19 protein-coding genes and 2 tRNA genes are annotated in these 21716 nt (G+C 71.9%); 12 read left to right on the top strand and 9 right to left on the bottom strand.

The window, feature by feature from the left end:
* The first annotated feature begins 45 nt into the window (after positions 1-45).
* Positions 46-714, top strand: coding sequence for a DsbA family protein (locus NX794_RS35035; protein WP_258783750.1), 669 nt, complete (start codon positions 46-48; stop codon positions 712-714).
* A gap of 44 nt (positions 715-758) precedes the next feature.
* Here the strand turns inward: NX794_RS35035 and NX794_RS35030 are convergent, their stop codons facing one another.
* From NX794_RS35030 to NX794_RS35020, 3 genes are all read right to left on the bottom strand, one after another.
* On the bottom strand, positions 759-2186 hold the full coding sequence (locus tag NX794_RS35030) for an FGGY-family carbohydrate kinase (protein ID WP_258783749.1): 1428 nt from the start codon (positions 2184-2186) through the stop codon (positions 759-761).
* Between the two features lie 69 nt (positions 2187-2255).
* A complete protein-coding gene (locus tag NX794_RS35025; protein ID WP_258783748.1) occupies positions 2256-3281 on the bottom strand; it encodes a 2-hydroxyacid dehydrogenase in 1026 nt (341 codons plus the stop codon).
* Positions 3278-4087, bottom strand: a complete 810-nt coding sequence (locus NX794_RS35020) for a DeoR/GlpR family DNA-binding transcription regulator (protein WP_258783747.1) — start codon at positions 4085-4087, stop codon at positions 3278-3280. The genes NX794_RS35025 and NX794_RS35020 overlap by 4 nt, the downstream gene beginning before the upstream one ends.
* Positions 4088-4267: 180 nt before the next feature.
* Between NX794_RS35020 and NX794_RS35015 the strand changes: the two genes are divergently transcribed.
* Together NX794_RS35015 and NX794_RS35010 are read left to right on the top strand one after the other, a co-directional pair.
* On the top strand, positions 4268-5707 hold the full coding sequence (locus NX794_RS35015; protein ID WP_258783746.1) for an FGGY-family carbohydrate kinase: 1440 nt from the start codon (positions 4268-4270) through the stop codon (positions 5705-5707).
* A 23-nt stretch (positions 5708-5730) separates the two neighbouring features.
* Positions 5731-6354, top strand: a complete 624-nt coding sequence (locus tag NX794_RS35010) for a histidine phosphatase family protein (RefSeq protein WP_258783745.1) — start codon at positions 5731-5733, stop codon at positions 6352-6354.
* Between the two features lie 259 nt (positions 6355-6613).
* Here the strand turns inward: NX794_RS35010 and NX794_RS35005 are convergent, their stop codons facing one another.
* Positions 6614-8005 (bottom strand): amino acid permease, encoded by a 1392-nt coding sequence (locus NX794_RS35005; protein ID WP_258783744.1) that lies wholly within the window; start codon positions 8003-8005, stop codon positions 6614-6616.
* 398 nt (positions 8006-8403) lie between these two features.
* Here NX794_RS35005 and NX794_RS35000 point away from each other — a divergent pair, with 398 nt between their 5' ends.
* A complete protein-coding gene (locus NX794_RS35000; RefSeq protein WP_258783743.1) occupies positions 8404-8991 on the top strand; it encodes a biotin transporter BioY in 588 nt (195 codons plus the stop codon).
* 210 nt (positions 8992-9201) lie between these two features.
* Here NX794_RS35000 and NX794_RS34995 read toward each other — a convergent pair whose 3' ends face one another.
* Entirely contained in the window at positions 9202-10629 is a 1428-nt protein-coding gene (locus NX794_RS34995; RefSeq protein WP_258783742.1) for an amino acid permease, read from the bottom strand.
* A gap of 217 nt (positions 10630-10846) precedes the next feature.
* Between NX794_RS34995 and NX794_RS34990 the strand changes: the two genes are divergently transcribed.
* A complete protein-coding gene (locus tag NX794_RS34990) occupies positions 10847-11332 on the top strand; it encodes a ribose-5-phosphate isomerase (protein ID WP_258783741.1) in 486 nt (161 codons plus the stop codon).
* A gap of 80 nt (positions 11333-11412) precedes the next feature.
* On the opposite strand, the gene NX794_RS34985 is transcribed toward NX794_RS34990, so the two are convergent.
* Positions 11413-11964 (bottom strand): hypothetical protein, encoded by a 552-nt coding sequence (locus tag NX794_RS34985; RefSeq protein ID WP_258783740.1) that lies wholly within the window; start codon positions 11962-11964, stop codon positions 11413-11415.
* A gap of 506 nt (positions 11965-12470) precedes the next feature.
* Here NX794_RS34985 and NX794_RS34980 point away from each other — a divergent pair.
* Entirely contained in the window at positions 12471-12713 is a 243-nt protein-coding gene (locus NX794_RS34980) for a hypothetical protein (RefSeq protein ID WP_258783739.1), read from the top strand.
* Positions 12714-12943: 230 nt separating this feature from the next.
* Positions 12944-13753: an Fpg/Nei family DNA glycosylase gene (locus NX794_RS34975; protein WP_258783738.1), complete on the top strand. Its 810-nt coding sequence runs from the start codon at positions 12944-12946 to the stop codon at positions 13751-13753.
* A gap of 73 nt (positions 13754-13826) precedes the next feature.
* Here NX794_RS34975 and NX794_RS34970 read toward each other — a convergent pair whose 3' ends face one another.
* Entirely contained in the window at positions 13827-15068 is a 1242-nt protein-coding gene (locus NX794_RS34970) for a GNAT family N-acetyltransferase (RefSeq protein ID WP_258783737.1), read from the bottom strand.
* 232 nt (positions 15069-15300) lie between these two features.
* Here NX794_RS34970 and NX794_RS34965 point away from each other — a divergent pair, with 232 nt between their 5' ends.
* Positions 15301-16473, top strand: a complete 1173-nt coding sequence (locus NX794_RS34965) for a PP2C family protein-serine/threonine phosphatase (protein ID WP_258783736.1) — start codon at positions 15301-15303, stop codon at positions 16471-16473.
* A gap of 41 nt (positions 16474-16514) precedes the next feature.
* The gene (locus NX794_RS34960; RefSeq protein ID WP_258783735.1) at positions 16515-16991 is read left to right on the top strand and encodes an HD domain-containing protein; all 477 of its coding nucleotides are present in this window, start codon (positions 16515-16517) and stop codon (positions 16989-16991) included.
* A gap of 117 nt (positions 16992-17108) precedes the next feature.
* Here NX794_RS34960 and NX794_RS34955 read toward each other — a convergent pair whose 3' ends face one another.
* The gene (locus NX794_RS34955) at positions 17109-18242 is read right to left on the bottom strand and encodes an acyltransferase family protein (RefSeq protein WP_428986019.1); all 1134 of its coding nucleotides are present in this window, start codon (positions 18240-18242) and stop codon (positions 17109-17111) included.
* Positions 18243-18752: 510 nt separating this feature from the next.
* Between NX794_RS34955 and NX794_RS34950 the strand changes: the two genes are divergently transcribed.
* On the top strand, positions 18753-18947 hold the full coding sequence (locus tag NX794_RS34950) for a hypothetical protein (RefSeq protein ID WP_258783733.1): 195 nt from the start codon (positions 18753-18755) through the stop codon (positions 18945-18947).
* Positions 18948-19002: 55 nt separating this feature from the next.
* Here NX794_RS34950 and NX794_RS34945 read toward each other — a convergent pair.
* A tRNA-Gly gene (locus NX794_RS34945) sits at positions 19003-19073 on the bottom strand.
* 739 nt (positions 19074-19812) lie between these two features.
* Here NX794_RS34945 and NX794_RS34940 point away from each other — a divergent pair.
* Both NX794_RS34940 and tig read left to right on the top strand, forming a co-directional pair.
* Positions 19813-19889, top strand: a tRNA-Pro gene (locus NX794_RS34940).
* Between the two features lie 198 nt (positions 19890-20087).
* A complete protein-coding gene (gene tig, locus NX794_RS34935) occupies positions 20088-21473 on the top strand; it encodes a trigger factor (RefSeq protein ID WP_258783732.1) in 1386 nt (461 codons plus the stop codon).
* Positions 21474-21716: the final 243 nt, after the last annotated feature.

Genomic DNA, 21716 nt, shown 5'->3' with positions numbered 1-21716 from the left:
CGGTCGTCGTTCACCCTTCAAAAGACCATTCGGCTGAGGAGAACCATGTCCACGACCGCGCCCGCGCCCGCGTCCGGCAAGACCCCCGTCGACTTCTGGTTCGACCCGCTGTGCCCCTGGGCCTGGATGACCTCCCGCTGGGTGCTTGAGGTGGCGAAGGTCCGGGACATCGAGGTCCGCTGGCACGTCATGAGCCTCGCCGTCCTCAACGAGGACAGGCTGGACGAGCTGTCCGAGGACTACCGCGAGATGCTGAGCACCAGGGCCTGGAAGCCGGTGCGCGTGGTCACCGCCGCCTGGCAGAAGCACGGCGACTCCGTCCTCGGCCCGCTCTACACCGCGCTCGGCACCCGCTTCCACAACAACGACGAGGGCGCCACCCTGGAGGCCATCGCCGGAGCCCTCGCCGACGCCGGCCTGCCCGCCGAGCTGATCGACTACGCCGAGCAGGACGACTTCGAGTTCGACGCCGAGCTGCGCGCCTCCCACAAGGAGGGCATCGACAAGGTCGGCCAGGAGGTCGGCACCCCGGTCATCGCCGTCCCGGGCCCCGACGGCGAGCAGATCGCCTTCTTCGGCCCGGTCGTCACCCCCGCCCCGCAGGGTGAGGACGCGGCCCGCCTGTGGGACGGCACCCTGGCGGTCGCCTCGGTGCCGGGCTTCTACGAGATCAAGCGGACCCGCACCAAGGGCCCGGACTTCAGCAACCTGTAGGCCTTCCGCGGCCCGTAGGCCCTTCTCGACGGGCCCGGTGCCGCTCAGCGCCGGGCCCGTTCGCGTGCCGCGGCCAGCAGCTCCAGGTGCTCCGCGTAGCCCTCGGCGTGGTAGGCCGCCCGGTCCGGGTCGGGCTCGACGGTACGGGCCGGCCGGGTCCACGCCGCCGCGTCCAGCGGTACGCCGTGCCGCTCGGCCGCCGCCAGCACCGCGCCCCGCGCGCCGACCTCCCCCTCCACCACCCTGAGCGGCCGGCCCAGCACGTCGGCCAGCAGCCGGGTCCAGGCCGGGCTGCGGGTGCCGCCCCCGCACACCGCGAGCGGACCGGTCAGCCCCGCCGCCTCCAGACAGTGCCGGGCCGCGTAGCCGATGCCCTCGCAGGTGGCCCGGACCAGGTCGGCGGGCGTCGACTCCAGACAGACGCCGAGCAGCTCGGCCCGCAGGCCCGGCGCCACGAAGGGGGCGCGCTCGCCGGACGGCGCGAAGTACGGCAGCACCCGCACCCCGTGCGCGCCGGGCGGTGTGGCCGTGAGCAGGTCGTCCAGGTCCCGGTGCCGGGTGCCGGTGGTGGCCAGCACCCAGTCGAGGGCCGCCGTGCCGACCATCGCGGGCATCGCGCGCAGCCAGTGCCCGGCCCGGTCCGTGGAGATGGACAGCCCCGCCGGCTCACCCGCCAGCGCGGGCCGGTCGGCGGCGACCAGGCTCGCCAGACAGGTGCCGACGATCAGCAGCCCGTCGCCGGGCGCCCGCACCCCCGCGCCGAGCGCGCAGGCGGGCAGGTCGTACGGCCCGCTCGCCAGCGGAGTCCCGGCCGGCAGCCCCGCGCCGAGCGCCCGGCCCGTCGCGACCGGGTCGGCCACCTCGGGCAGCAGCCGGCGCCGGTGGGCCAGGCCGAGCAGCGCCAGGGCCTCCTCGTCGTACGACCGGGTGCGCGGGTCCAGGAACGGCATGGACGCGTCCGACACGTCCGTCACCGCCCGCCCGGCGCCGGTCAGCCGCTGGAACACCATGTCCTTGCAGCAGACGGCCGCCGCCGCGGCGTCCAGCGAGGCGGGCTCGTGCCGGTCGAGCCAGGCCAGCAGCGGGCCCGGACAGCCGGGGAACAGGGCGGCGCCGGTGCGCCGGAACAGCGCCTCGAAGGTGCCGTCCGCCAGCCAGCCGTCCACCAGCGCGCCGGCCCGGCCGTCCATCCAGGACAGCGCCGGCCGCACCGGACGGCCCGCCGCGTCCACCAGCCACACCCCGTCGCCCTGCCCGGTCAGCCCCGCCAGCTCCACCGGCTCCGGCACCCGCGCGGTCACCGCCTCCAGCACCGCGAGGACCGCCCCGTACACCGCGTGCATGTCCTGCTCGACGACCCCGCCCCGCATCTCCAGCGCCACCGGCCGCGTCTCGACCGCCAGCTGCCGCCCGTCACGGTCGAAGGCGGCGGCCTTCACGAGAGACGTCCCGACATCGATCCCGACGTACATCGCACCCCCAGGTGACTCGGCTCCGGTATGCCGGTGTGCCGGTACGGCCGACCGGGGCGGCACATCCCCTCAGGTCAGGCAGTGCGCCAACGGCTCCCCGCGGGCCCAGCGGCCCACCTCCGCCGCCGCGATGCCGGCCGCCTTCTCCGCCACCGCGCGGCTCGCCCCGCCCAGGTGCGGGGTCAGCACGACGCGGTCGGCCAGGCTCCGCAGCCGGGACGCCGGGGGCAGCGGCTCGTGCGCGTAGGTGTCCAGGGCCGCCGCCGACACCCGGCCCGCCACCAGCGCGTCGCACAGCGCCTCCTCATCCAGCAGCGGACCCCGGGCCACGTTGACCACCGCCGCGCCGGGCGGCAGCAGCGCCAGCTCGCGGGCGCCGATCAGGCCCCGGGTCTCGGCGGTGAGGCGGGCGTGCAGGCTGATCACCCGGGACCGGACGAGGAGTTCGTCCAGGGAAGCCACCCGCAGCCCGTGCACCTCACCGCGCACGTACGGGTCGTGCACCAGCACCCGCGCCCCGAACGCGGACAGCACCCTGGCCACCCGGCTGCCGACCGCGCCGTACCCCACCAGGCCGACCGGCAGGTCCTCCAGCTCCAGACCGCCCTGCTCGTACGTGTAGTACGCGGCGCCGGCCCAACTGCCGTGCCCGGCGAGCAGCGCGTGCGCCTGCGGGATGCGGCGCAGGGCGGCGAGCAGCATGCCGACGGTGAACTCGGCGGTCGCGGCGGCGTTGCGGCCGGGCGCGAAGCATACCCGCACGTCGTGCCGGCGGGCCGCCTCCAGATTGACGTTCACCGGGCCGCCCCGGCACACCACCACCAGCCGCAGCCCCGGACAGGCGGCCAGCACCCGCTCGGTGACCGGGCCCATCTGCGTGACCAGCACTTCGGCCCCGTCCAGAGCGGCGATCAGCTCGTCCTCGGCGTCACTGGCCTCGCTCACCTCGGCGACCGGCCCGAACGGCTCCAGCGGCCAGTCCAGGGTCAGCTCCCGCACCGCGCAGTCGGCCTCCCGGGCCAGGGCGGCGGTGAGCAGCGACGGCAGCACGAAGTGGTCGCCGGCGGCCAGCACCCGCACCCCGGTGGCCGTCACGCGGCACCCCCGGCGCACACTTCGTACCGCACCTGGTGCTCGTCCAGGTCGCGCAGCGCCTCCGGGCCGGCGCCGTCGTCCACGAGCAGCAGGTCGAAGCGGGACAGCGGCGCCACCCGGTGCAGGGCGACCCGGCCCAGCTTGGTGTGGTCGGCCAGCAGCACGCGGCGCGCCGCCGAGTCGAGCATGGCCCGCTTCACGGAGACGATGCGCTGCTCCTGGTGGTAGGCGTGGCCGCCGTGCACCCCGGACGTGGAGACGAAGCCGACGTCCACCCGCAGCTGCCCGACCGCCTCGACGCAGGACACCCCGAGGAACGAGGAGTGCAGCGGGTCGTAGTCGCCGCCGAGCGCCAGCAGCCGGATCCCGGGCCGGCCGGCGAGCAGGTTGATCGCCTCCAGGAAGTTGGTGACGACGGTGAGCGGTCCGGTCTCCCGCTGCCGCAGCAGCCGGGCCAGCTCCAGGACGGTCGTGGAGTCGTCCAGCAGGACCGCCATGCCGGGCTCGATCTCGGCGACGGCCCGCGCGGCGAGCGCCGCCTTCTGCGGGCGCATGGTCTTCAGCCGGTACTGCACGTTCGACTCGAACACCGAGGACGGCTGCGCGGTCACCCCGCCCCGGAACTTCCGCACCACGCCCTGCCGTTCGAGTTCGTCCAGGTCCCGGTGGACGGTCATCAGGCTCACCCCGAACCGCTCGGCCAGCCCGGCCGCGCCCGCCGAGCCCTCGGCGAGGACGAGCGCGGCCATGGCGGCCTGCCGTGCGGCGGGGCCCTGCCCCTCGACCTCTGGTGCGCCACCGCTCATCGCATGCTCTTCCGATCCGGAGTCCGGGGTACCCGTCCGTTCACCGTACGGGATGGTTCGATAACAGAGGGTGTTACGGCGCCGCAAGGCCGTCAAGCCCTTGTGCGTGTGCAATTCGGCGGCAAATCTCATGAGAGCGTGGGAAGTTCACGGCTCCGGACGCGAAGTGCGGGAGGCGGGATGGTGTTGGCGTGGCTGGGGATCGACCTCGGAACCCAGGGGGTACGGGCCCTGCTCGTGACGGCCGACGGGCGGGTCGTCGGCGGCGGTTCGGCACCGCTGCTGCGCGGCCGGCGGGACGGCTTACGGCACGAACAGGACCCGGGGGAGTGGTGGGAGGCGGTGTGCGCGGCCTGCCGGGAGGCGTTCGTCCGGGCGCCCGTGGGCGTCCGGGTGGGCGGGGTCGCGGTGTGCGGCACCTCGGGAACGGTGCTGCTCACCGACACCACGGGCCGCCCGCTGAGCCCGGCGCTGATGTACGACGACCGGCGGGCCACGGCCGACGCGGCCCGGCTGCGCTCGGCGGGGTTCACCGTGCAGGACACCTGGGCGCTGCCGAAGGCCCGCTGGCTGACGGAGACGTACGGCCCCGGCCGGGTCACCCACCAGCCGGACGTGATCACGGCCCGGCTGGTGGGCCGCCGCGTCCCGAGCGATTCCAGCCACGCGCTGAAGACGGCGTACGACCTCGTCCGCGAGGCCTGGCCCGACCTCACCGGACTCCCGCGCGGGGCGCTCCCGGCCGTGGTGAGCCCCGGCACCCGGCTCGGCGAGGTGTGCGTGCCGGCCGCCGAGGCCACCGGCATCCCGGCCGGCACACCCGTCCTCGCGGGCATGACCGACGGCTGCGCGGCCCAGATCGCCGCGGGCGCGCTGCGCGAGGGCGCCTGGAACTCGGTGCTCGGTACGACGCTCGTCCTCAAGGGCGCGGCGGCGCGGCCGGTGCCCGATCCGACGGGCGTGGTCTACAACCACCGCGCCCCGGACGGCACCTGGCTGCCCGGGGGTGCCTCCAGTGTCGGCGCGGGCGTCCTCACGGCCCGTTTCCCCGGCGCCGACCCGGCCCGGCTGGACGCCCGCGCCGCCGCCTTCGAGCCGTCCGGCGCGGTCGCCTACCCGCTGGTCTCGCCCGGCGAGCGGTTCCCCTTCCTCGCCCCGGACGCCACCGCCCTGCTGCTCGGCGACCCCGCCGACGAGGCCGACCTGTGGGCCGCCCTCCTCCAGGGCGTCGCCTTCACCGAGCGCCTGTGCCTGGACTACCTGCACCATCTCGGCGCCCCGCTCGACGGCCCCCTCACCTTCACCGGCGGCGGCACCCGCAGCGCCTACTGGACCCAGCTCCGCGCCGACGTCCTCGGCCGCCCGGCCCGGGTCCCGGCCCGCCCGGAACCGGCCCTGGGCATGGCGGCCCTGGCGGCGTACGGCACCGGCGCCGGCCCGACCCTCGCGGACGTGGCCGAGCACATGGCCCGCCCCGGCACGACGATCCACCCCCGCCCCGACCGCACCGCCCGCTTCGCCGAGCCGTACGCCCGCCTGGTCGGGGAGCTGGAGTCACGGGGCTGGCTCCCGGGCCCGGTGGCCAAGCACGCGCGGGATCGTCTGGAGGAGCGGCCGTGAGGGCCGACGGCATACTGCCCGTCATGACACCGCCGACACCCCCGACCACCCTCTTCCTCGCCCGGCACGGGCAGACCGTCTGGCATGCCGAGAACCGGTACGCCGGTGTCAGCGACGTACCGCTCACGGACACCGGACACGCGCAGGCGAAGGCACTCGGCCGGTGGGCCGGAGCCCAACCCCTGGACGCGGTGTGGACCTCCCCTCTGTCCCGGGCGATCGCCACCGCCGAGCCGACCTGCCGCGCCCTCGGCCTCACCGCACACCGCGAGGACGACCTGCGGGAGTGCGACTTCGGGGTGGTGGAGGGCCGTACCCTCGCCGAGTTCGAGGCGGCGGACCCGGCCGCCGCGCAGGCGTTCCGCGACGACCCGGTGGCACACCCCTTCCCCGGCGCCGAAAACCCCCGCGCCGCCGCTGACCGGGCGGCCGGGGCCCTGCGCCGCGTCGCGGGAACGCGTCCCGGCGGCCGCATCCTGGTCGTCGCCCACAACACCCTGCTCCGCCTGGCCCTGTGCCGACTGCTGGGCATCCCGCTCGCCGACTACCGCCGGGTCCTCCCGGGCCTCCTCAACACGGCCGTCACCGAGATCCGCCTCGACGGCCCCCACACCGCCCTGATCAGCCTCAACGTCCCCTGCACCTAGCGGAAGCCCCATAGAGGAAACCCCCCGCGAGTCACATCCTCGCGAGGGGCCTCCCTCATCCGCCTGCCGACGTGAAGGGGTGAGAAGACGATCACGAGGCAGGACGTCCCAGTGCTCTCCGGGAGAGCTTGTTGCAAGTATCTTGCAACTGCACGCTAGCAACAAGAGGGGCGGGGCGTGCGACGGGGGCAGCGGAAAGGCCCCCACGTGTCGCACGCGGAGGCCTCGCCGGAAACAGGGGAAACGGGGGAGTGCGGGGTCAGTCCCGGGCCCGCGCCCGGGCCCGTTGCCAGGCGTAGCCCACTGCTGCGAGGAAGAGGGTCATGGCGCCCGTCGAGTAGAGCTGGACGCGGGTGTCCGGCTCGCGGGCCATGAGGACGAAGATGGCGACCATGCCGGCCAGCGCGACCCAGGTGAGCACCGGGAACGCCCACATGCGGACGACCAGCTTCTCCGGTGCCTCGCGCTCGATGCGGCGGCGCAGCATCAGCTGGGAGACGGCGATGAAGATCCAGACGACCAGGATGACCGCGCCGATCATGTTCAGCAGCCAGCGGAAGATGTCGTCGGGCCGCCAGTAGTTCAGCAGCACGCACACGAACCCGAGGACGCAGGAGGTCAGGACCGCGATCCTGGGCACCCCGCCGGACAGCCGCGCCAGCACCTTCGGGCCCTGCCCACGCTGCACCAGCGAGAAGGCGATCCGCGAGGAGCCGTAGATGTTGGCGTTCATCGCGGACAGCAGCGCGACCAGCACGACCACGTTCATCAGCTGGGCCGCGCCCGGGATGCCCAGGTAGTCGAGGGTGGCCACGTACGGGCCCTTCTCGACGACCTCCTTGGAGTCCCAGGGCACCAGCGTCACGACGACCGCCATCGAGCCGATGTAGAAGAGGGCTATGCGCCACATCGCCGTGCGCACGGCCGAAGCCACCCCGCGCACCGGGTCCTGAGACTCGGCCGCCGCGATGGTGACCGTCTCCAGGCCGCCGTACGCGAAGACCGAGGCCAGCAGGCCTATGAGGAGGCCGTCGCTGCCGTTGGGCAGGAAGTCGCCGAGGTGCGAGGTGCCCGGCGCGTCGGTGCCCGGCAGGACGCCCGCGATGGCCAGCACGCCCAGGATCAGGAACAGACCGATCGCCCCGACCTTCAGGGCCGCGAACCAGAACTCGAACTCGCCGAAGTTCTTCACGGCGGCCAGGTTCGCCGCGCAGAAGATCACCATGAACAGCGCCACCCACGCCCACGGCGGGACGCCCGGCACCCAGCTGTGCACGATGTTCGCGGCGCCGATGCCCTCCAGGCCCACCGCCGTACAGAGCAGCACCCAGAAGGACCAGCCGGCCGCGAAGCCCGCCCAGGGGCCGATGGCCCGCTCCGCGTGCGCCGAGAAGGAACCCGAGGACGGATAGGCCGCCGACATCTCGCCCAGCATCCGCATCACCAGCATCACCAGGAGGCCGGAGAGGGTGTAGGCGATGATGATCGACGGTCCGGCGGCGGCGATGCCCGCACCGGAACCGACGAACAGGCCCGCCCCGATCACGCCGCCCAGCGCGATCATCGACAGGTGGCGCTGCTTGAGACCGTGGGAGAGAGTCGTTTCTTCCTGGTCCCGCGGAGGTGTCTCCGTGCTGGTACTGATCGGCATCGGTGCGGCTCCCCGTGCGATGGGCGGGCAAAAACCCCGCCAGTCTGGGCGGACCGTCCGCTCACCCGACAAGGCCGCCCACTATGCGGACATCTGCTGCACGGAGGGTACGGGTGCGGCTACGCCCGTGTCAGTACCGCTGTCCGCTAGCGGCCATCACCCCGCGCCGAACCGGCTTTGGCGGAACCCCACAGTTCGGTGCCGTCACCCCCGAGTGAGCCAGGCGTCCCGGCCTCAGTGACCGGTATCACGCCCGCCCGGGTGTGAGGGGCACGCTTTGTGCGAAGCGCACGAAGGCGCCGTTCCGGCCTTTGTCGATCGCCGACGGTGATCGGCCCGGCGGCGCTGGGATAGCGTCACGATGTCCCGTCGTGTCCACACCATTTCGTGGAGTCCCCATGAGCACCGCCAGTGCCACCGCCCTCGCTCGCCCCGGCACGGTCCTCGCCGACCTGCTGCCGTCCTCCCGCGTCCGCGACGCGGCCCTCGTGCTCGGCGGTGCCGTGCTCACCGGCCTCGCCGCGCAGCTCTCGGTGCCGGTGCCCGGTACGCCGGTCCCGGTGACCGGCCAGACCTTCGCCGCGCTGCTCGTCGGCACCGCCCTCGGCGCCCGCCGCGGCTTCCTCGCCCTCGGCCTGTACGCGGTCGCCGGTGTGGCCGGCGTGCCGTGGTTCGCGAACGGGGCGTCCGGCGCGGGCCTGGTCTCCTTCGGCTACGTCCTCGGCATGCTGCTGGCCTCCGCCGCCGTCGGCGCCCTGGCCCGCCGCGGCGCCGACCGCTCCGTGCTGCGCATGGCGGGCACGATGCTGCTCGGCGAGGCGATCATCTACGCCGTCGGCGTGCCCTACCTGGCCCTCGCCGCCCACCTCAGCCTCTCCCAGGCGGTCGCGGCCGGGCTCACCCCGTTCCTGATCGGCGACGCCCTCAAGGCCGCCCTGGCGATGGGCCTGCTGCCGGCCGCCTGGAAGCTGGCCGACCGCGGCTGACCGCGTCCGCGGGTTCCGCGGTTCTCCTGGTTCTCTTGATCCTCCTGAAGAGGCTCGCCGGTCGTGTGTTCCACGAACCCGGCGAGCCTCTCGCTCTGTCGCAGGGCTGTCACACCGCACCAGGCCGGGGAAGACCTACAGCACGGTGAAGGAGACCTTCACCGTGCTGTAGCGGGGGTATAGCGGGGTATAGCGGGGGACGGGACGACGTCAGGCCGTCGGCACCTTGTCGTCGGCCTCGACCGCCGGCACCTCCGGGGTGCGGCCCGCCGTCACCTTCTGCTTCACGAAGGCGAGGCCGATCACGACCGCCGCGACCAGCAGCGACAGGCTGACGGTCTTGCGACCGCTGCTCGGGCCCTCCGTGTCGGTGAGCATGTATCCGAGCACGAACACGATCATCGCGGCCGTCGCCCAGGTCAGGTACGGGTACAGCCACATCTTCACGACGAGCTTCTCCGGCGCCTCACGCTGAATGATCTTGCGCATCCGCAGCTGCGAGAAGCAGATCGCCAGCCACACGAACAGGGCCACCGCACCGCTGGAGTTGAGCAGGAAGAGGAAGACGGTGTCCGGGAACTTGTAGTTGAAGAAGACCGCGACGAAACCGAACACGACGGAGACGAGGATCGCCGTCATCGGCACACCACGCGAGGTGGTGCGGGCGAACGCCTTCGGCGCGTCACCGCGCTGGCCGAGCGAGAAGGCCATGCGGGAGGCCGTGTAGAGGCCGGAGTTGAGGCAGGACAGCACCGAGGTCAGCACGATCACGTTCATGATCTGGCCGGCGTGGGCGATGCCCAGCGAGTCCAGGGCGGCGACGTAGGAGCCCTCCTTCTTGATGGAGGGGTCGTTCCACGGCAGCAGCGCGATGACGACCAGGATCGAGCCCAGGTAGAAGACGCCGATGCGCCAGATGATGCTGTTCGTGGACTTGGTGACCGCGCGCTGCGGGTCCTCCGACTCGCCGGCCGCCAGGGTGGCGATCTCGCTGCCCATGAAGGAGAAGACGACCAGCAGCACACCGGTGAGGATGGCGCCCGGACCGTGCGGCAGGAAGCCGCCGTGGCCGGTCAGGTTGCCGAAGCTGGCCTTCTCGGCGTCCACGCCCGGCAGTACGCCGAACACGGCGAGCAGACCGATGACGATGAACGCGCCGATCGCCACGACCTTGATACCGGCGAACCAGAACTCGAACTCGCCGTAGGAGCCGACGGAGACCAGGTTGGTCGCGGTCAGGACGACCATGACGATCAGTGCCCAGCCCCACTGCGGTACGGCCGGGATCCAGCCCTCCAGGATCTTCGCGCCTGCGGTCGCCTCGACGGCGAGCACGACGACCCAGAAGAACCAGTACAGCCAGCCGATGGAGAAGCCGGCCCAGCGGCCCAGCGCGCGGTCGGCGTGTGCCGAGAACGAGCCGGAGGTGGGGTTTGCGGCGGACATCTCGCCAAGCATGCGCATGACGAGGACGACAAGAGTGCCGACGAGTGCGTAGGACAGAAGAATGCCCGGTCCCGCGGTGGCGATTCCGGTACTGGAACCGACGAAGAGGCCGGCTCCGATCACACCGCCGATCGCGATCATCGACAGGTGGCGGTTTTTCAGTCCTGCTTGAAGGCCCGAACCAGGGGTCATGGACGGAGTTTCCTTTGCGCCAGGTGGAGCTGCCCGCACGAGCGGTGTACGAGCCGGTCCAGTGAATCCGAGGCGAACGAATTCGGAAACCTCTGAATCCGGATCGTTACTTGAGGTTCCCTTGAGGTTCTATGGCTTGGCTCACACCCTTTTGGATCGCCGCCTACCGTCGGCACCCGGGGCTGCTGCCCCTGAACAGCCGTGTCACACTCATGGCATGCGCGTGTATCTCGGCTCCGACCATGCGGGCTACGAACTCAAGAACCACCTCGTCGAGTGGCTCAAGTCCGCGGGCCACGAGCCCGTCGACTGCGGGCCGCACCTCTACGACGCCCAGGACGACTACCCGCCCTTCTGCCTCCGGGCCGCGGAGCGTACGGCGGCCGACCCCGACGCCCTCGGCATCGTGATCGGCGGCTCGGGCAACGGCGAGCAGATCGCCGCGAACAAGGTCAAGGGCGTGCGGGCGGCTCTCGCCTGGAGCGAGGAGACGGCGTCGCTGGGCCGCCAGCACAACAACGCCAACGTGGTGGCGGTGGGCGCGCGCATGCACAGCGCGGAGGAGGCGACCAAGTTCGTCGAGGTCTTCCTCGCCACCCCGTTCTCGGGCGACGAGCGCCACATCCGCCGCATCGACATGCTGACGTCCTACGAGACCACGGGCGACCTTCCCCCGATCCCGCCGCACCACCCGCAGCGGTAACGCGTACGCCGACCGCCCCGCCCGGCTCCGCCCGACGGAGCCGGGCAGTCAGCGAGCGGGGCGCCGCGGTGTGTCGGCGGTTACAGCAGGGCGATGGAGCTCGCCCGGTCGTTCATCGCGTCCCCGACGTAGGAAGTGGACTGCTGGTACTCCTGGTGGACGCCGGCGGTGTCGGGTGCGTCCCACAGCTCCAGCCAGCAGGACAGCGTGGTCAGTGAGCTGACGGAGTTGTCGAAGGTACCGCTCAGGTTGGTCTGGGCGTCACGGCCGTTGCCGCTGAGGCAGGCGTGATCGCCGTTTAAGACGAGGGTGGAGCCGCCGTAGTTCGAGTCCGTGTAGACGACGCCGAGCTGCACGGCCTGCGCTCCCTTGACGGCCGGTGAGCTCTTGAGGCGGTCGGCCAGCTTCTGGTCGATGTGCTTGCCCGACAGCGGCGCGTCGGTGATGCGTCCGCCGGTGGAGGAGGCGATGGCCTCGCGGAACGTGCTGTAGCAGTGTTCGCTGCCTGAGTCGACGTTGAGCACGCAGTTCCTCGCGGGGGCGGGCGCGGCGCTCGCGGTGGCAGCACCCGCTCCCAGGGTGAGCAGGGTGGCTGCCGCGGCGATCGCGATACGTGGCGTACGAGCGAACATGGGTCATTCCTGTCTCGTGGAAGTTCTGCTGACGCCGTGGATACTTCCGCCCTCCTCCGACATAGGCCAGGGACACATTCGGTCAAAGCAGGTGTATGAGACATGAGTTCTGTCGTTCGCGTCGGAGGCACCACCCCGCCAGGTAAGACCTGTGACCAGCTTCGACTCATTACACAGGGCGGTAAAGGGATCTTGGGGAGGCGCCCGAGAAGGTGACGCGAAGTCGCGGATCACCGACCCGCACCGGGGGAGGCGGCGGCGCGGGCGTCCCAGCCCCGCGTTCCAGGCTGCTTGCGGCTGCCCTGGTCAAAGAGCGTTTCCGCGTTCCAGCGTCCCGAAGTACCGGGATTTCGTGGCGCCGCGGACGGGGTGCCCGGCAGGCTCGGATCGTCCAGGTGCCGCCCCGCCGCACCGGCGCGGGTCGGAACCGAGGTTTCGGATCAAGGGGGATGTGTATGCGGCGTCTTGTCACCACACTCGGAGTACTCGGCGCGAGCGTCGCGCTCATGCTCGGTGCGACTCAGTCGGCCTCGGCCGCGAACGGAGTCCTGATCTTCAACGGTGGCCGCTGGGAGAACCCCACCGGCTGCCACGCGAGCAACTGGCCCGGCAGCCCCGCCACGATCGTCAACGCCACCGACAGCATCGCCTACGTGTACTCGGACCTGGCCTGCAAGGACCTCGTCGACATTCTGCTGCCGACCTACGTCCGTACAGTGCCGCACGCCTGGTCGGTCGCCTTCTATTAGGAGCCGACACTCACGGTTGGGAGCCGACACTCACGGCAGTACTGCTCGGCCCGCTGCCGTACGCGAGCCTGGCGTACGGCAGCGGGCCCGCCCGCTCCTGCCCCCGCTGCCCACGCCCCCGCGCTGCCGGCGCGCTCGGTGGTTCCGTTAGGTTGGTAGGCCCATGCGTTCACCCCTCGGTCGGCCGAGACGGGTGGGTGGGAAAGACGTCGCCGAAAGGACACCCCGCCTTGCCGGAAGGGCATACGATCCACCGCCTGGCCCAGGACTACGCCGCCCGCTTCCAGGGCACGGCCCCCCGCGTCACCAGCCCCCAGGGCAAGTTCTCCGACGCCGCCGCCCTGCTGGACCGCGCGGAGCTGACCGCCACCGAGGCCCACGGCAAGCACCTCTTCCTGCGCTTCCGGGACGCCGACTGGGTCCACATCCACCTCGGCCTCTTCGGCAAGGTCGGCTTCGGTGACGCGCCCGCACCCCCGCCGACCGACACCGTCCGGCTCCGGCTCGCGAACGACACGTCGTACGTCGACCTGCGCGGCCCCACCACCTGCGCCCTGATCACGGACACCGAGAAGCGGGCCGTGCACGACCGCCTCGGCCCCGACCCGCTGCGCGACGACGCCGACCCGGACACCGCGTACCGCAGGATCTCCCGCAGCCGCACCACCATCGCCGCCCTGCTCATGGACCAGAAGATCGTGGCCGGCGTCGGTAACGTCTACCGCGCCGAGGTCCTGTTCCGGCACGGCATCGACCCGTACCGCCCGGGCCGGGACATCACCCCCGCCGAATGGCAGGCGATATGGGCCGACCTGGTCGTCCTCATGCACGAGGGCGTCCGCGAGAACCGCATCGACACCGTGCGCCCGGAGCACACCCCGGAGGCGATGGGCCGCCCGCCCCGCGTGGACGACCACGGCGGCGAGGTCTACGTCTACCGCCGCGCCACCCTCCCGTGCCACATCTGCGGCACCGAGATCCGCACCGCCGGCCTAGCCGCCCGCAACCTCTTCTGGTGCCCGACCTGCCAGCGCCCCTGAACCAGCTGAACCAGCTGAACCAGCTGAACCAGCTGAACCAGCTGAACCAGCTGAACCAGAGACCGGGCCGCCGCTAGAACCCATGCGGCAGCCACGGCGCCACCGCCGAGCCGAACGCCACCGACGCCTCCGTCAGCGCACCCGACCGCAGCTCCCGCACCCGCCCCGCCGCCGCCAGCGACAGCAGGGACACGCCCCCGAGATACGCCGACCCCAACTCCCGTACCGACAGCGCGAGATCGGCCGCGTCCTCGGTCCGCTCGCACGACGCGCCCTTCGTGTCCCCGGTCAGCCGCCAACGCCCCGCGTTCCAGGGGCAGAAGTCGTCCTCGACCTCGAACACCACGTCCACCGGAGCAAGATAGGTCCGTGCGGACAGAGCCGCGCCGACGTCCACCAGACGCGCGTACCCCGCGTCCCGCAGCCGCAGCAGACAGCGGCGTACGTCGGAGACCTGGTGCTGCCAGGCGTCGTCCACCGGCCGCCCCCGTACCGACAGGGTCGTCATCAGGTCTATCCCGAACAGGAAACGCCACAGCGCGCCCTCGGTCGCCGGATCGAGCCCGGCCAGGGTCTCCAGGGTGACCGTGCCGTCGTGCCCGCTCGGCCCCCAGCCCATCCTGGTGCGGAACCGCGCGAACCCGGTGACCTCCCCGCCCCGCTCGGCCAGCACGCACTGGAGGGCCGACGCGCCCTCCCGCCCGCTCTCCGGGTCGAGCAGCTCGGCCCGCTCCCAGCCCGGCTGCCGGGACAGCATCCCGGGACGGCCCGGTACCAGCGCCGCGTACACCGCCTCGCACTCCGCCAGCGCCTCGGCCGGCGACACGTACCGCACCCGCACCTCGTCGGTGCCCTCGGGCAGCTCCAGGCCGACCCGGGCGGTGTCGATCTCGGCACCGAGCTGCTGGGTCGCCGCGCCGAAGCCGAAACGGCCGTAGATCGCCGGCTCGGAGGCGAACAGCGCAGCCAGCGGCTCGCCCTTGGCGTGCGCCTCGTCCAGCAGCCGCCGCATCATCGACCGCAGCACCCCGCGCCGCCGGTGCGTCGCGGAGACACTGACCATGGTCACGCCCGCCGTGGGCACGACCGCACCGCCCGGCACGGTCATCCGGAAGCTGAACGCCCCCGCCGTACCGACGATCGCGTCCGTGTCCCACACGGCCATGCTGCGCTCGAACTCGGTCAGGGACCTGTCCAGCGCACGCTCCTCGGCCGGAGCCGACCCGCCGCCGAACGCCCGCACCACGTGGTCCCACCAGGGGTCGAACTCCTCCGGGCGCAGTGTCCTCGGCTCCATCGCGTACTCAGTGCCCATGCGCCATGCCTACCAGCGCCCCCGCGGCCCGGGCCAGCCAATTTCCCCGGGACGGCGCCGCGATGGCCGCGCGTGCCGTTCACTGTGAGGACGCGATGACGGCGGAGCGAGGACGTACCCGGACGAACCACGCGGCGCACGGCAAGGCGAGCGGCGAAGTGGAGCCCCGCACGGGGGACAAGTGGGACCTCCCGTGCCAAGCAGCCGGTCCGATGGATAGGGTCCCGAACTAATGGCAGCAGGACGAGAGCGGCGCGCGAAGGCCGAGACGTTCACGGCCCGGTGGCGGATGCAGTGGCACCGGGTCCGCGTCGGGCTGCGCAGAAGCGCCGTGGACTACTTCCGCGGCGACGGCTCCGACTGGATCGCCTTCGCCGGGCTCCTCCTGACCATCCCCCTCCTCACGGTCATGACCCTCGCCAACTCGGTGTGGTGCTCACCGGCCACCCTGGTGCTGCCGATCGTCGCGGGCGGCCTGCTGCTGCGCCCCGCGAGCCTGCTCGGCCTGTACGCGACGGCGGCCACCGCGCTGATCGTGGAGTCGGTACGGCTCGGCCCCTACACCGAGGGCCCCTCCCGGGTCACCCCTGGTGTGGTCCTGGTCGTCGCCGCCTGCGGCTTCTTCGGGCTGCTCACCGCCCAGTTCCGCAGCCGGGTCGGCGTGCCCTGGCGGCGCGGCGGCACCATGCTCTTCGACCTGCGCGAGCGGATCCGGGTGCAGAGCAAGCTGCCCGCGCTGCCGACCGGCTGGCACCACGAGATGGCGCTGCGTCCGGCCGGCGGGCAGTCCTTCTCGGGTGACTTCGTCGTCGCGGCCCGCACCAACGGCGGCCGCACCCTGGAGGCCGTCCTCACCGACGTCTCCGGCAAGGGCATGGACGCCGGCTCCCGCGCCCTGCTGCTGTCCGGCGCGTTCGGCGGCCTGCTGGGCTCCCTGCCCCCGCACGCCTTCCTCCCCGCCGCCAACGGCTACCTGCTGCGCCAGGACTGGGACGAGGGCTTCGCCACCTCCATCCACCTGGTCCTCGACCTCGACTCCGGGGACTACGAGCTGTACTCCGCGGGCCACCCGCCGGGCCTCCAGCTCAGCGCGGGCAGCGGGCGCTGGGAGGAGAAGGCGGCCGATGGCCCCCTGCTCGGGGTGTACGACGGCGCCCAGTTCGACCCCGTGAAGGGCTCGCTGCGCCCCGGGGACGTGCTGATGCTGTTCACCGACGGCCTGGTGGAGACCTCCGACCGGGACATCGTGGAGGGCATAGACCGCCTCACCGGCGAGGCCGACCGCTATGTCGCCGGCGGCTTCCACGGCGCCGCCTGGCATCTCATCGAGGCGGTCGCCAAGGACGTCAACGACGACCGCGCCCTCCTCCTCATCTGCCGGGGCGCGACGGCGAACGCCCACTAACCACTGAAGCCCCGCGTCACCGGGTGCGCCAGACTGGGCGGATGACGACGGAAGACAGCGGCGGCGGCACGGCGCGGCTCGGCCTGGCCGAGGTGGCGGCGCTGGCCCGGGACGCGCACGCGGGACAGACCGACAAGGCGGGGCGGCCGTACGCCGAGCACCTCGCGGCCGTCGCCGAGGGGGTGCGGGCGCGGGGCGGTGACGCGGAGCAGATCGCCGCGGCCTGGCTGCACGACTCCGTCGAGGACGACGCCCTGACCCGGGAATGGCTGGCCGCGGCGCCGCTCACCGAGCGCACCAAGGCGATCGTCGACGCCCTCACCAAACGGCCGGGGGAGGAGCCACGGGAGTATGCCCGACGGATCCTCGCGACCCCGGGCGCGCTGCTGGTGAAGCAGTCCGACCTGGCCCACAACGCCGACCCGGAGCGCCTGGCCGTCCTCCCCGAGCCGACCCGGAAACGGCTGACCGAGAAGTACGCGGGGATGCGCGCGCTTCTCGGTCTGGACGAGGTGTAGGGGGCGGGCGGCCCGGCAGACGGATGGGCGGTGACGTACGACGGCCGATGGGCGGTGACGTACGACGGAGCGATGAGCGGTGAGTGGTGAGCGGTGACGTACGACACGTACGACGGACTAGACGCCCACCCGCTGCCGCCGCTCACCCTCCCGCTGCTCGCGTTCCTTCTTCTCGCGCTGCCGGGCCAGTTCCCCGGCGTCCTGCTTGAAGGCCCACTCCATCCGGGGCTCCATCGCGAAGCGGAAGACGCGCTGCACCGGCTTGGTGCACAGCACGGTCACGGCGGCGGCTGCGAGCAGGGTCACGAGCACCTCGCCGGCCGGGTGGTGCAGCCGGCTCTGGTCGAACCAGCCCTGGTAGTCGCCGAGCTTCACCAGGAAGCCGTGCAGCAGATAGCCGTACAGGGTGCCGGCGCCCAGCGCGGTGAACCACCGGGTGCGGCCCGGCACCCAGGCGAAGAAGCAGGCCGTCAGCACCAGCGAGCAGCCCAGCATGGCGAGCGTCATCACCGGGCCGCACCACCAGGGCGCGCCCAGTTCCTGCGCGGAGTCACGGTGGTAGAACCAGGCGGTGTTCATCCGGGGCACCGCCCACCAGCCGATGGCCAGCGCCGCCGCGAACACCGGCACCGAGGCGATCCGCACCGAGCGGCGCCGCACCAGCTGGAAGTGCTCGGGCTTCAGGCACAGACCGAGCACGAAGTACGGCAGGAACTGCAGGACGCGCTGGAGGTCGAGGTCGTCACCGATACTCGGGGAGGCGGACGCCAGCATCGCGACGCCGATCGCGAGCGGCAGCGGCCAGCGCACCAGCTTCCAGATCGGCGTGGTCATCCGCCACACGAACAGGGCGACCAGGAACCAGGTCAGGTACCAGGGATCGAGGAGGCTGATCTCCTCGTGCGAACCGGTGATCAGGTTCTTGAAGAGCGGGTAGGCGGACTCGAACAGCACGTAGGGCACCGCGACACCGGTGAGCAGCCGCTTCAGCCGGTCCGGGCGCATGTCGAAACTGCGCGAGAAGTAGCCGGAGATGATGATGAACGCCGGCATGTGGAAGGAGTACACGACCGTGTACACGCCCTCCAGGATCCGGCTGTCGCCCTTGAGCGGTTCCCAGGAATGCCCCATCGCCACCAGCACGATGGCCAGATACTTGGCGTTGTCGAAGAACGCGTCGCGCTGTTTGCCCGGTCTGTCCGCCTTAGGCTCCGGCTTCCGTGTACTCACCGGGGTGCGCGGTCCGGACACTCCGTCCGTCGGCGACTGTGCCGGGGGGAGTGGCCTGCGGGTCTGGCCGGGGGACGAGGCGGCGTCAAACATCTCAGGCACCCTAGCGTCGTGAACGGGATTTCGTAAAACCCCCGTGGTCATTCCTGGTTATCCCGTCCGAGTACCCCGTGATTCACGGAACTTGCCTGCCCCGTCCACGTGATGGCGGGTACACGGGGGTCGTCAGTTCACCCTCGATGTACCGATTCATCCCGACTAAACGGGGCATACGACGTCTCTGTGTCATGAATTCGAATTACCTGCGCACAGGATGTGTGGAGACGGCAACCAACTCATGTGAATAACCGGCCGGTCACGCCCCCGCCGTCCTTCGAATTGCCGTACGGACGATCACTCGCGCCGGTCCGACGCCCGACGTTCCGTCATGGGCCGCATGGAGGGGCCGGGTTGGTGGCACGATGGTCGTGGCGGGGGTGCGTGGTGCCACTCCCGGGCCGGGAGAGCGAACCGACCGAGGGTGTGATCAGTGTGGCCATTTCACTGTCCGTGGTGCTGCTGTTGGCAATCATCCTGGTGGTGCTGATCCGAGGGGGGAACATCAAGGCCGGCCCCGCGATCGTCGCCATCCTCTTCGGCTTCTTCCTCGCCTCGACGGGCATGGCGCCGTCCATCCAACGGTTCCTGAACTCGATAGCGGACTCGATCAACTCGATCAGGTTCTGAACGCGCCAGGGGCCCGGCACCGCCGAAGCGGTTGCCGGGCCCCTGGTCCGAACAGAGCGGGCGACGGGAATCGAACCCGCGTAGCTAGTTTGGAAGACTAGGGCTCTACCATTGAGCTACGCCCGCGACAGTGCGCCCACAATCCGTGACCGGGGCACAGGAGGCATCGTAGCGGGTCGCCCACCGCCGAGGCCAACGAGATCACCGACCCGGCTGCCGCGAGCCACGTCGGCCCATCCCCACTGGGCCGAAGCCCGCGAGTCGACGCCGGCCCACTGCCTGCCGACCCGGCCGCCACCGGCCCCGTCAGGCCACCCCCGTCCCGAAGGCATCGCAGGCCACATCAGGCCGCCACCCCTCGGCCGAGCCTCGGGTTCACGGGCCACGTGCGGCCACTCCCCGCCGGACCGGCCGTCACGAGAGCACCGCAGGCCACCAGGCCACCCCCGGCTGGACCTCGGCCCGCGAGTCGCGCAGGGCTGTTCCGCGCCGGACCGGTCGCGGGCACCACACTCGCCCGCTCCCCGCCGCCGGACCGCTCGCCGCGAGATCACCGCGAGCCCCGCCAAGCCGTCCCCCGCCGGACCGGCGGCACAAGCCGCACCACCACACCCACCGGAGCCGCACCCACCGGAGCCGCACCCACCGGAGCCGCACCCACCGGAGCCGCACCCACCGGAGCCACACCCACCGGAGCCGCACCCACCGGAGCCGCACCCACCGGAGCCGCACCCGTCGGATCGATCCGCGACCCGTGCCAGCAGGCCGCCCCCGCCGAACCACCCCCGCAAGCCACACCCCGCCGCCCCTCCCCATTGCGGCGGCGGCGCCCCGTCGGGGCATGTACCCTACGTGTCGCACCAGACGGGGTGTGGCGCAGCTTGGTAGCGCGTCCGCTTTGGGAGCGGAAGGCCGTGGGTTCAAATCCCGCCACCCCGACCACCGGCTCAGGACGCGCGCGACCTGCTCGTGTCGTCCCGATGATCGCCTTTTGGGGCGCCGACCGGCTGCGGTTACTATGCAAGCTGCGCGCCCGTGTGCCCCGGCCCTCTCGGCCTACGTACTCCTCCGGGCGGCAAGTCCGCCGGGCCCCTTGGGCTCCGGCAGAACCCGAGAAGTCAGCCACAAGGAGACCGAACCGTGAAGAGCGCCGTGGAGACCCTGAACCCGACCCGGGTTCGGCTCACTGTCGAGGTGCCCTTCGAGGAGCTCAAGGACAGCCTCGACGCGGCGTACAAGAAGATCAACCAGCAGGTCACGGTGAAGGGCTTCCGCAAGGGCAAGATCCCGGCCCGCGTCATCGACCAGCGCTTCGGCCGCGGTGCGGTGCTGGAGGAGGCCGTCAACGACGCGCTTCCCAAGTTCTACACCGAGGCGGTCAACGAGGCCGACCTGAACGTCCTGGGCCAGCCCGAGGTCGACATCACCGAGCTGAAGGACGGCGAGACGCTGAACTTCACCGCCGAGGTCGACATCCGCCCCGCCCTGGAGATCCCGGACTTCTCCGGCATCGAGGTCGAGGTCGACGCGGTCGAGGTCACCGACGAGGACATCGAGAAGTCGGTGGAGCAGCTGCGTGAGCGCTTCGCCTCCACCTCCCCGGTCGAGCGTGCCGCCGAGGACGGCGACGTCGTCACCATCGACCTGGAGGCCAAGGTCGACGGCGAGGTGCTGGAGGACGGCATCGCCAGCGGCGTCTCCTACACCATCGGCTCCGGCGAGCTGCTCGACGGCATCGACGACGCCGTCAAGGGCAAGTCCGCCGGCGAGGACGCCACCTTCACCTCCGAGCTGAAGGGCGGCTCCGCCGCGGGCAAGGAGGCCGAGGTCACCGTCAAGGTCACCCAGGTCGCCGCCCGTGAACTGCCCGAGCTGGACGACGAGTTCGCGCAGCTCGCCTCCGAGTTCGACACGCTGGACGAGCTGAAGGCCGACAGCCGCAAGCGGCTGGCCAACATGAAGCAGTTCGACCAGGCCACCCAGGCCCAGGAGCGCGTCCTGGAGAAGCTGCTGGAGCTGGTCGAGGTCCCGGTCCCCGAGAAGCTGCTCGAGGACGAGATCAACACCCGCAAGCACAACCTGGAGCACCACCAGCTCGGCCAGATGGGCCTCACCCTCGACAAGTACCTGGAGATCCAGGGCAAGACCGCCGAGGAGTTCGAGACCGAGACCCGCGAGGCCGCGGTCAAGGGCATCAAGACCCAGTTCGTCCTGGACGAGCTGGTCAAGAAGGAGAACCTCAACGTCAACCAGGAGGAGCTCACCGAGCACCTCATGCGGCGTGCGGCCTCCTCCGGCATGTCCCCCGACCAGTTCGCCCAGGCCGTCGTCGAGGGCGGCCAGGTGCCGCTGCTGGTCGGCGAGGTCGCCCGCGGCAAGGCCCTGGCCGTCGTGGTCGAGTCCGCCACGGTGAAGGACACCAACGGCGAGGTCATCGACCTGGACGACGAGGACGAGGAGACCGAGGAGGCGTCGGCCGAGGCCGAGACCACCGAGGCGAAGGACGAGGAGAAGTCCGAGGGCTGAACCGCCCCACGGCGCCTCTGACGACGTAGCCGGGCCCCCGGGAGACCACCTCTCCCGGGGGCCCGCGTCGTCCCCGGCCAAGCCCCGGCCAAGCCCCCGCCAGGTCCCGGCCAAGCCTCAAGCTAGGCCTCGGCCAAGCCCCCGCCAGGTCCCGGCCAAGCCCCATCCCGGTCCCCGCCCTGCCCCCCCCCCCCCCCCCCCCCCCCCCCCCCCCCCCCCCCCCCCCCCCCCCCCCCCCCCCCC

The sequence above is a fragment of the Streptomyces pyxinicus genome (genome assembly GCF_024753135.1).
Taxonomy (GTDB): Bacteria; Actinomycetota; Actinomycetes; order Streptomycetales; family Streptomycetaceae; genus Streptomyces; species Streptomyces pyxinicus.
This window is presented reverse-complemented; position numbering and strand designations above follow the sequence as displayed.